This window comes from Candidatus Nitrotoga sp. 1052, assembly GCF_927312905.1.
In the GTDB taxonomy this organism is placed as follows: Bacteria; Pseudomonadota; Gammaproteobacteria; order Burkholderiales; family Gallionellaceae; genus Nitrotoga.
Window position 1 is genome coordinate 59119 of the sequence record NZ_CAKMHQ010000031.1, and the last position, 13547, is coordinate 72665.

5 protein-coding genes are annotated in these 13547 nt (G+C 51.1%); 3 read left to right on the forward strand and 2 right to left on the reverse strand.

The annotated features are described in order from the left end of the window. Positions 1-557: 557 nt before the first annotated feature. Together MJ768_RS07200 and MJ768_RS15140 are read right to left on the reverse strand one after the other, a co-directional pair. Positions 558-1316 carry a Crp/Fnr family transcriptional regulator gene (locus MJ768_RS07200; RefSeq protein WP_239289535.1) on the reverse strand — a complete coding sequence of 253 codons (759 nt, stop codon included), beginning with the start codon at positions 1314-1316 and terminating at the stop codon, positions 558-560. Between the two features lie 79 nt (positions 1317-1395). Then, positions 1396-1521, reverse strand: coding sequence for a hypothetical protein (locus tag MJ768_RS15140; protein ID WP_256449833.1), 126 nt, complete (start codon positions 1519-1521; stop codon positions 1396-1398). A gap of 87 nt (positions 1522-1608) precedes the next feature. Here MJ768_RS15140 and MJ768_RS07205 point away from each other — a divergent pair, with 87 nt between their 5' ends. From MJ768_RS07205 to MJ768_RS07215, 3 genes are all read left to right on the forward strand, one after another. After that, positions 1609-1920 (forward strand): BON domain-containing protein, encoded by a 312-nt coding sequence (locus tag MJ768_RS07205; protein ID WP_239289537.1) that lies wholly within the window; start codon positions 1609-1611, stop codon positions 1918-1920. Between the two features lie 656 nt (positions 1921-2576). After that, positions 2577-11297 carry a GH36-type glycosyl hydrolase domain-containing protein gene (locus MJ768_RS07210; RefSeq protein WP_445082975.1) on the forward strand — a complete coding sequence of 2907 codons (8721 nt, stop codon included), beginning with the start codon at positions 2577-2579 and terminating at the stop codon, positions 11295-11297. Positions 11298-11412: 115 nt separating this feature from the next. Beyond that, positions 11413-13428: an AsmA family protein gene (locus MJ768_RS07215; protein ID WP_239289539.1), complete on the forward strand. Its 2016-nt coding sequence runs from the start codon at positions 11413-11415 to the stop codon at positions 13426-13428. Positions 13429-13547: the final 119 nt, after the last annotated feature.

Consider the following 13547-nt stretch of genomic DNA (forward strand, 5'->3'; position numbering starts at 1 on the left):
GAATAAACAACAAAACATTTTAACATGACTGAACCATATTTATGGAAATGCTCTCCTGCCAATTACACGCAATCTCTAATAAATATGCGCATATCGAAATCCGATAGTTTATGTCTGTACACTTGGTAGCATACAGGGCCATATCCGTGCTTTCCATTGCGAATCTACATTCCCACCACATACAAATAAGGAGAAATACTAACACTAAACAAAATATCATTTGTGACACCTGTCTTCTGTGCGTTTACGCACATAGGACTTATCTCTTCAACAGGTGACTCGATATTTTTACCATGATCGCAAGACTTGCATGTAGCACTGAGCAAAACGTCCATGCCTTACCGTATTTTTAAATTGGTTGATGTTTGTACGTAATCAAGAAAAAATCTTGGTCGTTAGGAGTGGACTGTTTATGGTGCGTTGTGCTGGCGGGTCAGCACGTTCTGGAGTGTGAGGAGGACGGTAGACATATGGCAATCTGTCGAACCGTACCTTGTACATACGGGGAGTTCTTCAAGAATTTAAATTCTGGTGAATTAAAATAACGCACGCGGGTTTCATTGTTTTCTGCACGCTGGAGAATGTGAGTGTTTACTGCTTGCGTACGTCGAAAGCAAGCAATCATATTCTTTCTTGACCACCTGATAACACTCACAAGAGAGGGATTCCAGTCCAGGTCGATCAAGTACTGTAATGTGCCCACGGCGATAGTTAATAAAACCAGCATTTTTCAAATTTCCGGCGGCTTCCGTGATGCCTTCGCGGCGAACGCCAAGCATGCTGGCAATCAATTCCTGCGTCATGATTAACTCATTTGAGGTCAGCCGATCGATGGTTAATAGAAGCCAGCGGCAAAGCTGCTGTTCGATTGAATGGTGCCTATTGCATGCCGCCGTCAGGGACATTTGTGTGATTAGCGCTTGAATATAAAGCAGTGATAAACGCTGCAGCGATTCAGCGCGATTGAATTCTTGCAGCACTAATCCGGCTTTTATACGGTAGCCGCAACCACCCGTTTGCACAATTGCCCGGCTAGGCGTGGCTGCGCCACCCATGAAAAGTGAAACACCAAGCACGCCTTCATTGCCGACTCCCGCGATTTCTGTCGAAGCGCCATCTTCCATGATGTATTGCAGAGACACGATGGCAGTCGTGGGGAACCAGACATGTTGCAACCGATCACCGGATTCATAGAGGACACTGCCGAGCCGCATCTGGATTAGTTCCAGATGCGGTTTCAAGCGTTCAAATTCATCCGCTTGCACCGCTGCGAGGAGATGGTTGTGGTTTGTTACCTGTGAAGAGGTAATGAGCATAAGCAGCTTATTAAAATATTTGAAATTTTATAGGCACACTCCGCTAATTAAGTAATTAGTGGAAATCATAGTAAAACTATTAGCTTAAGCTGTGTACGATACCGCACAGACCGTACATGCACTGGATAGTAATCTGCACCTCGGCGACAAGTACCAGCTTCAAATACGTCGCAGTAACACTCCACCAGCTTTCATAAGTTGGCATTGAAAACCTGCGCGAGCAGGCTGGAGTGTCCATAACCCAAGGAAGCAGCCTATCAGGCGACTTTTTTAATAATCAGGAGAATTCATTATGAAACAATTAAAATATTTTTTTACTATTTTTACTGCCATCGTATTCATGTCAATTTTAGGTTGTGCATCTACCACGAAATCAGCAGGCACAGGAGAATATATTGATGATACCGTAATTACAGCGAAGGTTAAAGCGGCGGTTCTAAATGACCCTACGCTGAAAGCTACCGAAGTAAATGTTGAAACTTTTAAAGGTGTCGTTCAATTAAGTGGCTTTGTGAGTGACCGGTCCGATGTTAGTAGGGCGGAACAAGTCGCTCGTGGCGTTGAAGGCGTGAAATCTGTCAAGAATGACATGCGAGTCAAGTAAAGCTGACATGGGAGATTGTCAACGCAATCTCCTCACTTTTATAGTGATGGACGGCTTGTAATATCTAAGCCGTTCATCATTTATATACTATCAATACGCAGTATTACTTGTTGTATGGGTGGGATTGGCTGCTGCCCTGGTAAGTGCTCATGAATTTTCACATGCACAAGCTTCTCAAATTTTGCTCCCTGTGGGCAAGGTGCCGGGGAAAACTCGATACATTTGCCCCTACCTACAAAAAATGACATGTAAATAACAGTTACAGCGAGCAGCATATTTTTCGCTAGAACACGGTGGGCGACAGATTGCCCAGCTTCGATTGTAATCTGGCGGCATTGTAAAACTCAATAATATAACCAGTCAGGTATGACTTCTGGTTTGAAGTTTTCATCAAAATTTCTACTTTATTGGTTCATTAAATCTTCATTTGAATTCATTTTGATAAATGTGTTATTTAACCTATCTCTATGTCCGGGAACATGAAATTACTACAGTTTGCTCAAGATGAAAGGCACAGGCACATAAGCCAGGTGGTTAAATGCCGTGACCGTTTTCGACTTACAGTCTCGACACTTCGAAATGCCTAAGCCATCACCAATGTCTTGCATTGCGATTATGTCTCGTAGACAGAGTATTCAAATTGGAGGATGTTTAACTTGAAGGTTGGAGACACGAAAATTTCTGATTTATTGCTATCCCTGACAACCTGGTTTCGCAAAATCGGATGGCCAGGAACCCAGCTTCGCGAAGAACTACCACTACGATCGGAACTATTTAGCGCTGATCAGATGGAGTTATATGGCAGAATTCTTGCAGCGTCACACACAGTGTCGCCGAAACGCAGCCCGGACCAACTTCTGGCACGGCTGGCCGCGAACGAAAGCACACTGATCAGCGTTTGTAATGTTCTGACAGCAACAGTTAAGGCGAACCATCGACTGACACCAGCCGGAGAATGGCTGTTCGACAATTTTCACCTGCTCGAAGAGCAGATCCGCACTGCCAAGCATCACCTTCCCAAAAATTATAGTCGCGAGTTGCCGTGCCTGGTGCGTGGATCCTCGGCTGGCCTTCCTCGGGTGTACGACATCGCTTTGCAGACTATTTCCCATGGCGATGGTCGAGTCGACACGGAAACGCTTAGTCGATTTGTGGCTTCCTACCAGACCGTTACCACTTTGCAGTTGGGCGAATTATGGGCGATTCCTATCATGTTGCGTCTGGCATTAATCGAGAATCTGCGCCGTGTTGCCGTATACATCGAGATTGACAGGCTAGAGAGAAACCTTGCCGTCAAATGGGCCGACGAAATGACCAAGGTTGTGGAGAAGGATCCCAAGGGCTTGATTTTGGTCATTGCGGATATGGCGCGATCCGATCCGCCAATGACGGCTCCATTTGTTTCGGAATTTGTGCGTCGGCTACAGGGGCAGAGTCCCGCGTTGGCATTGCCGTTGAAGTGGATTGAACAAAGCCTCGCCGAATCAAATCGCACGATCGAGGAGTTGGTGCAGTCCGGTAATCAGCAACAGGCGGCTGATCAGGTATCTATTTCTAACAGTATCGGCAGCCTGCGCATGCTTGGAGCCGTCGATTGGCGCGATTTCACTGAAGCTGCTAGTGCAATCGAAACGATCTTGAGGGAGGATCCGGGTGGTGTATATGGCCGTATGGATTTTGTCACCCGTGATCGGTACCGTCATGTCGTGGAACGCTTAGCCAAGGGTAGTGCTTTGTCAGAAGTGGAGGTGGCTCAAACGACGCTTCGGCTGGCGCGCGAAGGTGCGGCAATGGGGAGGGGCGACGAGATTGCGGCCCATGTTGGGTTTCATTTGATCGGTAAAGGATTGCCGGATCTGGAGCGAACGGTGCAGGCACGCTTGTCTATCCTTGAGAAGCTATGTCGGATAAGTCGCCGGTTTTCGTTTTTCTTTTATCTGAGCGCGATTACGCTTATCACGCTGTTCCTGACCAGTGGTCTCGTGATTAAAGCTTATGGGGACGGTGCGCGCGATTGGTTGCTGGGCGCAGTGTATGTCCTGTCGCTACTTGCGACAAGCCAATTGGCCGTTGCGCTGGTGAATTGGGTGGCCCAATTGCTAGTGACACCGCATCCATTGCCACGAATGGACTTTTCTACAGGAATTCCCCCAGCGACCCGAACACTGGTTGTGGTTCCAACCATGCTCACGAATGCTGCCGATGTATTGAACTTGGTCGAAGCGCTTGAGGTAAGGTTTCTCGCCAATCGTGATCAAAATCTGGATTTCGGTCTGTTGACTGATTTTCTGGATGCGAATCAGGAAGAGCTCCCTGAAGACGAGGCCCTTTTGCAGATCGCCAGAACCAGTATTGAGGAGCTAAACAAAAAGTATGGCGATGTCTCCAGTAACGAAGCAGATGAGACCGCGGATTCAATCGGGGATGGTTTTCAAAACGGGGGCCGATTCTTCCTGTTTCACCGTCCGCGTCGCTGGAATCCGCAGGAGGGAGTGTGGATGGGTTTTGAACGCAAGCGTGGAAAACTTGCGGACTTGAATGCGCTCTTGCGCGGTCGAGCGGGTAACGCATTCTCTCTCATCGTGGGTGATACAGCATTATTGTCGAAAGTAAAGTACGTTATTACGCTTGATACCGATACGCAATTGCCGCGTGATTCAGCTCGGCAATTTGTTGGTGCGATGGCGCATCCGCTGAATATCCCACGGTTCGGCGGAACCGGCCAAGGCAAAGATGATAATACTCTTGTGACCGAAGGTTATGGCATTCTGCAGCCGCGTGTTGATATAAGTTTGCCCGGAACAAATCGCTCGCGATACGCGCAATTATTTAGCGGCGAGATCGGTATTGATCCGTATACCCGGACGGTTTCAGACGTTTATCAAGACCTGTTCGGTGAGGGTTCATTCATCGGCAAAGGAATTTACGACGTCGATGCTTTCGAACGGGCACTCGCAGGGCGTTTTCCGAACAACCGAGTCCTCAGTCATGATCTTTTGGAAGGATCTTATGCCCGGGCAGGCTTACTTAGTGACGTACAGTTATATGAGGAATTTCCTGCCCGCTACAGCGCGGACGTAAGCCGGCGTCATCGCTGGATTCGTGGAGACTGGCAACTTGTGAGCTGGTTATTTTCGCGCATTCCTAGCTCAAATGGGAGCTTTCACCGCAATCCGCTATCGCCGCTATCGCAGTGGAAACTGTTCGATAATCTCCGGCGAAGTCTGGTCCCGACGGCACTGGCGCTATTGTTATTATTGGGGTGGGTGGCGTTGCCACATGCATGGTTCTGGACATTGACGGTAATCAGCATTCTTTTTACGCCCATTGTGATTGCCGTCCTCTTTGATTTGTTGCGAAAGCCGCGTGAAGTGCATCTGCGGCAGCACTTGAGTGCCGTGATGCGCGCGGCAGGTCGACAGTTTGGTCAGGTTTTATTTTCGCTGGCATGTCTGCCCTATGAGGTCTATTTCAGCCTTGACGCGATCGTGCGCACGGTCGTGCGGATGGTGGTCACTCATCGGCGACTTCTCGAATGGAAGCCGTCGCGCGAGATCGAACGTGAGCCCAATCAAGTAATTTCACCTTCCAGCTACACGAGCCTTGGTGCATCCTACCGGTCGATGTGGATCGCACCCGCTATCGCTGTCATGATGATGGTTACCTTGGTGATCAAAATGCCAGCCGCGCTGATCGTTGCGCTTCCAGTGTTGTTGCTATGGGCGGTGTCCCCGGCAATCACTTGGTGGATAAGTCGACCGCTGGAGCGTCGAAACGCAGAGTTGAAAGTCGATCAAATTCTTTTTCTGCGTCAGGTTGCGCGTCGGACGTGGGGATTTTTCGAGACTTTTGTCGGGAAGGAAGACAATTGGCTTCCGCCGGACAACTTTCAGGAACACCCTGTTGCGACAATCGCGCATCGCACTTCACCGACTAACATCGGTTTGGCGCTGCTTGCTAATATAACCGCCTACGACTTTGGCTACATCGGATATGGCCAACTTATAGAGCGCACGGCAAATACTTTGCAAACCATGGATGTATTGGAGCGGCACCGAGGACATTTTTATAACTGGTATGACACCCTGTCGCTGAAACCCTTGTCGCGTTATGTTTCTACAGTGGACAGCGGGAATCTGGCGGCCCATTTGCTGACATTGCGTGCGGCATTGCTGGAGATCCCCGATGCTCCGATTATTGGGAGACGATTGTTCTCTGCGCTGGGCGACACGCTGCGGATTGTCGCTGAGACGGCCAGTGGCGCCGCTGCTATTCCAATGGCGCAATTCGAAAAAACTCTCAAAGCTGCAGCCATGGCTCACCCCCTTACATTGGTGGGTATTCGAGCATATCTGGAGGGCTTGCTCACTTACGCTAATGAAGTGGTCAATCAGATCGAAAAAAATGCAGTAACTCTCTCTCTTAATGAAAGTGTCGAATGGGCGCAGGCGCTGGTCAGGCAATGCGAAGGCGCTCTCGATGACCTGGTTTTTCATGCGCCGTTACTGCTGCCGAATACCTCGTCCGAGATGCACGATTCGACGCTTACCGCAAAAATTCCATCGCTGCGCCAACTTGCTAGTGAGGGTAACGACCGCGCACGAGAGCAGATAGAAACACTCGAATATCTTGCGCGAAAATCGTGCGAGTTTGCGCATATGGAATATGGCTTCCTGTACAACCACGCACGACGTTTGCTCTCAATCGGGTACAACGTTGGTGAGCGCCGATTAGATGCCAGTTACTATGATCTGCTTGCCTCAGAGGCCAGGCTGTGCAACTTCATCGCGATTGCACAAGGCGAATTGCCACAGGAGAGCTGGTTTGCTCTTGGCCGGATGCTTACTACTACCGGAGGGAAGCCGCTTCTATTATCGTGGAGCGGATCGATGTTCGAGTATCTCATGCCGTTACTCGTGATGCCGACCTACGACAACACTCTGCTTGATCAGACATGCAAGGCGGCGGTTAATCGGCAAATCGAGTATGGCAACCAACGCGGCGTGCCTTGGGGTATGTCGGAGTCCGGGTACAACGGCGTCGACGTCCATTTAAATTATCAATATCGAGCATTCGGCGTACCGGGACTAGGGCTTAAACGCGGCCTCGGCGATGATCTTGTCATTGCGCCATATGCCTCGGTAATGGCCTTGATGGTTGCACCTGAAGCTGCGTGTTCGAACCTTCAGAAGCTCGCCGCCGAAGGTTTTGCCGGCAAATTCGGGTTTTACGAAGCTGTCGACTACACGTCATCGCGACTACGGCGCGGTGAAACTCGGGCCGTGGTGCGCTCATTTATGGCTCATCATTTAGGAATGAGCATACTTTCATTGGCATATCTGTTGCTGGATCGTCCTATGCAGCGGAGATTTGAATCGGACCCTCTATTTCAGGCGACGATGTTATTGCTTCAGGAACGGATTCCTCAGGCTAAAGTCTTCCATCTGCGCTCCGCCGAGCTTCCTGAAATCCGCGCGGCTGAGGGAGTCGCGGAGATGCCGATACGCATAATTAAAAACCCCAACACGCCGAGTCCAGAGGTTCAATTGCTGTCGAATGGTCGTTATCATGTCATGGTCACGAATGCGGGCGGAGGAAGCAGCCGCTGGAAGGATCTTGCCGTTACTCGCTGGCGTGAAGACAAGACATGTGACAATTGGGGCAGTTTTTGTTATTTGCGCGATGTGTCTAGCGGTGAATTTTGGTCAACTACCCATCAGCCTACACAAAAACCATCGAAGCGATATGAAGTGGTTTTTTCGGAAGGCAGAGTGGAGTTCCGTCGCCGTGATCATGATTTTGATACGCATACCGAGATTACGGTTTCGCCGGAAGATGATATTGAGCTGCGTCGTGTCCGCATCACCAACCGTGCATGGACACGTCAAACTATCGAGATCACCACTTATGCTGAAGTCGTGCTTGCAACGGCAGTGGCCGATGCTCAGGCACCGGCCTTCGGCAATCTTTTTGTGCAGACTGAGATATTGCCTGAACGGCATGCGATCCTCTGCCATCGGCGGCCGCGCTCGCAGGGCGATCAGACTCCGTGGATGTTCCACTTGATGACCGTGCAGGGTGCGCCCGTTGATGCCGTCTCTTATGAGACGGACCGCATGCGTTTTATCGGACGTGGAAACACGGTTGCTGCTCCCCATGCGATGACTGATTCAGTATCTCTTTCTGGTAGCGCCGGCTCTGTTTTAGATCCAATCGTGGCAATTCGGCAACGCTTGTCTATTGGTCCCGGCGAATCCGCTACGATCGACATCGTCACCGGGGTCGGCGATTCTCGCCATGCCGTATTAAACCTGGTCGATAAATATCAGGATCCTCGCTTGGCAGATCGCGTTTTCGATCTGGCGCGAACCCACAGCCTTGTGATGTTGCGGCAACTCAATGCGAGCGAAGCTGATGCGCAACTATTTTGCCGTCTGGCCGGTTCGGTGCTCTTTGCCAATGCTTCATTGCGCGCTGATACCAGCGTGCTGCGCAACAATCAGCGCGGTCAATCGGGGCTATGGGGGTACGCCATTTCCGGCGATCTCCCAATCGTGCTGCTGCAGATTGGCGATCCGGCCAACATTGATTTGGTGCGGAAAGTGGTGGCAGCGCATGCATACTGGCGTCTGAAAGGCTTGGCGGTTGATCTGATAATCTGGAATGAGGATCACTCAGGTTATCGACAATTACTGCAAGAACATATAATGGGACTGGTCTCCAGTAGTGTCGAGGCACACATGCTCGACTGTCCGGGAGGCATCTTCGTCCACCGTGGCGAGCAAATTGCTCCAGAGGATCGGATATTGCTGCAAACAGTCGCACGCGCGATCATTGTGGATAGTAACGGCAGTTTGGCGGACCAGGTCACCCGTCGTATCTCTGTGGAATTGCCAGTCGCGCTCACTGGATCGGCGCCGATTCGTCGTTCTGATTCTAGGCGAATGGTTGAGTTGCCGCGGCGCCGGCTGCTCTTCGATAATGGTCTCGGCGGGTTCTCCGAGGATGGCCGCGAATATGTCATCACCACCGGACTCGGCCAAATGACTCCTGCACCGTGGTCGAATGTGTTGGCTAACCCGCACTTTGGAACGGTGATTTCAGAGAGCGGTCAAGCCTATACTTGGGGCGAGAACGCGCACGAATTCCGCCTGACACCTTGGCGCAATGATCCGGTAAGCGATGGGGGAGGAGAGGCATTCTATCTCCGCGACGAAGAGAGTGGCTATTACTGGTCGCCAACACCCTTGCCAAAATGTGGTGTAACGCCATACGTTACACGGCACGGGTTCGGTTATAGCGTCTTCGAACATAGCGAGGGCGGTATCCATTCGGAGCTATGGATATTCGTTGCATTGGATGCATCAGTTAAATTCACGATGCTGAAAGTGCGTAATGATTCCGGACGGCCACGACAGCTATCCGTGACCGGATATACAGAATGGGTGTTGGGCGATCTGCGGGAGAAAACTGGTATGCACGTGATCACCGAGATCGACCCCAAGAGCGGAGTGCTATTCGCGCGCAATCCATATAACAACGATTTCGCAGGCCGGATCGCCTTCTTCGACACTGACGATACCACACGTAGCGTGACGGGTGATCGAACCGAGTTCATTGGCCGTAACGGTGGACTCAAAAATCCGGCTGCGATGGCGTGGGCGGAACTCTCGGGTCGGGTTGGTCCGGCGCTGGATCCCTGCGGTGCCCTCCGGGTCTCTTTTGAGCTGGATACAGGCCAGACGCACGAGACTGTTTTCCGTCTTGGCCTTGGTCGTGATGCTGACGATGTTCGAACGTTGGCGCGACGTTTCCGCGGTTCGATCGCGGCGCACAAGGCATTAGAAAAAGTGCAGCATTACTGGCAGCGTACACTCGGTGCCGTGCAGGTGCAAACACCCGATCAGTCCATTAATCTACTGATGAACGGTTGGCTCGTATACCAGATTTTGGCTTGCCGTATGTGGGGTCGCAGCGGTTATTATCAGTCCGGCGGGGCCTTTGGCTTCCGTGATCAGTTGCAGGATGCGATGGCGCTTGTGCATGCGGAACCTGTCCTGGTGCGCGAGCATTTGCTTCGTTGTGCAGCGCGTCAATTCATTGAAGGTGACGTCCAGCATTGGTGGCATCCACCAATGGGCCGCGGCGTGCGCACGCGCTGTTCAGATGACTATCTTTGGCTGCCACTGGTGACCTGTCGCTACATAACAGCCACCGGCGATATTGGCGTGCTGAATGAATCCGTACCATTCCTTGAGGGTCGTTTGGTCCACGCTGACGAAGATTCATATTACGACTTGCCTGTCCATTCCGAGCAGGCCGCGAGTTTATATGAGCATTGTGTGCGCGCAATCGTTAACGGGTTGCGATTCGGCGAACATGGCCTCCCGCTGATGGGTGCCGGAGACTGGAACGACGGAATGAATCTGGTCGGTATCCACGGCAAGGGCGAAAGCATCTGGCTAGCCTTCTTCCTGTATGACGTACTCATTCAATTTGTCGACGTCGCTGCACAGCATGGCGATACGGTTTTTGTCGATCGCTGCGAAAAGGAAGCCGCCCGTCTGCGCCAAAATATCGAGCTGCATGGCTGGGATGGTCAATGGTATCTCCGTGCTTTCTTTGATGATGGCAGCCCGCTGGGTTCTTCCTCCAACTCTGAATGCCGGATTGATTCGATTGCGCAAAGCTGGTCAGTGCTGTCCGGAGCAGGCGCCGACAAACGACAACGGCAAGCCATGGAAGCGGTGAGCGAGCATTTAGTACGACGGGATGCCGGCATTATTCAACTGCTCGATCCACCTTTCGACCAATCGCCATTGAATCCCGGCTACATCAAAGGCTATGTCCCCGGTGTTCGTGAGAACGGCGGGCAATATACGCATGCGGCCATCTGGGCGACGATGGCGTTCGCCGCATTGGGGGATCGTCAGCGCGCGTGGGAATTGTTGGCGATGATTAACCCGGTGAACCATGCGCAAACACCAGAGTCGGTAGCGGTATACAAAACGGAACCATATGTTGTCGCAGCCGATGTCTATGCCGTTTCGCCGCACACCGGCCGAGGCGGATGGTCATGGTATACAGGCTCTGCCGGCTGGCTGTATAGATTGATCCTGGAAACACTCCTGGGTTTAACGCTGGAGGTTGACAAGCTGCGTTTCGCACCATGCCTCCCCGCGGACTGGAAGACGTTCACGGTGAATTACCGCTATCGGGAGACGGATTATCGCATCACCATCGTTCAGACCGACGATACAGACAATGCGCCAGGTGTGACCATCGACGGTGTTGCACAGCACGATTTGGTCATTACTCTGGTTAACGATTGTGAGCCACACACTGTTGAGGTGCGGTTAGGTGGTGTTCTCGCATAAAACATGCTTGCGGCTTTGATTAATGTGAGCGCCAGACTTCACCCGTACCAAAGTATTTGATTAAATATTTTTTTTGGAGTTTTTTAAAAATGTAATGTTTTTATAGAGGTGCCTGATGAAATCCAATGGACAGTCTTTCATGGTATTGCGCCGTTTGTTGAAATGGGTCGGCGGGTTTTTGCTCGTGACAATAGTGTTAATCGTTCTGATTATTGCGTTTTTCAATTGGAATTGGTTGCGGGGGCCGATAGAGCGTATGACAACGGAAAAGACTGGTCGTCAATTGGTAATCAATGGCGATTTGTCAGCCCATCTTGCTTGGCCGCGCCCCTCGTTTCGCGCTGAACGTATTACGTTTGCCAATCCGCCATGGGCCAAGGAAAAACAAATGGTTGCAGTTGAAGGCGTCGAATTCACAATTGATTTGTCAGAGTTGCTAATGAAAAACGTGGTTTTGCCTGAAGTGCGTCTTGAGCGCCCGGTAGTTTTCTTGGAGCAGAGCGCAGACGGCCGGAAGAACTGGTTGCTTGACCGTGATCAGAAAGACGAGGATTCACGCATCCAGATTGACCATATACTACTTGATAACGGGCGATTCTCTTACGACGACCCCGTGAAAATGATCAGTATTCAGTCAGAAATTTCGACGCAAGGTGAGCAAAAAGCTGGTACGGCTAAAGCGAGCATTGTTTTCAGTGCCAAAGGGCAATACCAAGGTCTTCCACTCGCGGCGCATGGTACGGGCGGGCCGGTGTTAGCCCTGCGCGATGAAACTATGCCCTACCCGTTGAAGATCGATGCAACAATAGGTAATACTGCCGCGCAGGCCGATGGAACAATTACCGGCTTGACCAAAATTTCTGCGATCGATCTAAATCTTGTCTTGCGTGGCGATAGTCTCGCAGACCTTTTTCCATTGATTGGCATCGTGCTTCCAGAAACTCCCGCCTATTCGACCAAGGGCCGCCTGATGCACAGCGAGCACAAGTGGCGTTATGAAAATTTTGGAGGCAAAACAGGCAAGAGTGATATTGCCGGCACGCTACAGGTCGATACCGGCGGTAAACGTCCATTCATGCAAGGCGAGCTGGTTTCCAAGTTGCTCGATCTGGCTGACTTAGGTCCACTGATCGGCGCTAGACAGGGTAGCCTCGCAGAGGCCGCAAAGCAACCCGCCCCGTCGTCTGGCCAGACGACAATAATCTCAGCCAAGGCTCGCGTGTTGCCTGACGAGCCGTTCAATACTGACCGCTGGAGCACCATGGATGCAGACGTAAAACTGCGCGCAAAATCCATCCGTCGAGCCAAGGCACTGCCCATCGAAGATCTGGTAGTCCATTTGAAACTGCGGGACTCCGTTCTGACGCTTAATCCGCTTAACTTTGGCTTGGCTGGCGGTGATCTCATTGCCGTGGTTTCGCTAGATGGACAGAAGGATCCGATCCGGGCACATGCTAAAGTGCAAGCAAAAAAACTTTTGCTGGGCAAGTTATTTCCGACGGTCGATTTATCCAAATCAAGTATCGGCCAGATCAATGGCGCATTCGATTTAACTGGAGAAGGCAACTCGGTGGCGCACATGCTGGCAACCTCCAATGGCAAGCTCGGTCTCGTCATCGCGGGTGGTGAGATCAGCAACGAAATGGTTGAAATAATCGGTCTCGATTTGTGGGAATGGCTTAGATTCAAGATGAAGGGTGATCAGCCTACGCAAATCCGTTGCGGCGTCGCTGATTTTGGCGTTAAGAATGGCGTGATGGCGGCCAATGCGTTGGTCCTCGATACGGTGGACACCAATATCGGTGGTGCCGGTACTATCGATTTTGGCAAGGAAACGCTGGATTTGACGCTAAATCCGCAACCAAAAGATAAAAGCCCGGTTTCATTGCGCGGTCTCATTCACATACGCGGGACTTTAGCCAATCCTGACGTGCAACTGGACAAGGTCAAACTTGCTGAGCGCGGCCTTGGTGCGATATTGCTTGGCATAGTTAACCCGCTGCTCGCTCTGATCCCCCTTATTGAAACCGGACCGGGTCTGGACAGTGATTGCGGACGGCTGATTCAGAAAGCGCAGGAACCCGCGCCGCATAAGACCGCAGTTGGATCAAGGCGCGAATCTAAGCCTTGATGAATCTAATATGTCACTTCACACGAGTCCACCCAGTAGGTAGACCGTTACACATTGCCTGGCAGCAGAAATTGTGCAATAGATGAGATTGAAAAAGAAAATTATTTGACGAATCTGCA

Coding starts and splice junctions, on each gene's coding strand:
- MJ768_RS07215 (WP_239289539.1), top strand. CDS start 11,413: ATGAAATCCAATGGACAGTCTTTCATGGTATTGCGCCGTTTGTTGAAA.
- MJ768_RS07200 (WP_239289535.1), bottom strand. CDS start 1,316: ATGCTCATTACCTCTTCACAGGTAACAAACCACAACCATCTCCTCGCA.
- MJ768_RS07205 (WP_239289537.1), top strand. CDS start 1,609: ATGAAACAATTAAAATATTTTTTTACTATTTTTACTGCCATCGTATTC.
- MJ768_RS15140 (WP_256449833.1), bottom strand. CDS start 1,521: ATGCCAACTTATGAAAGCTGGTGGAGTGTTACTGCGACGTATTTGAAG.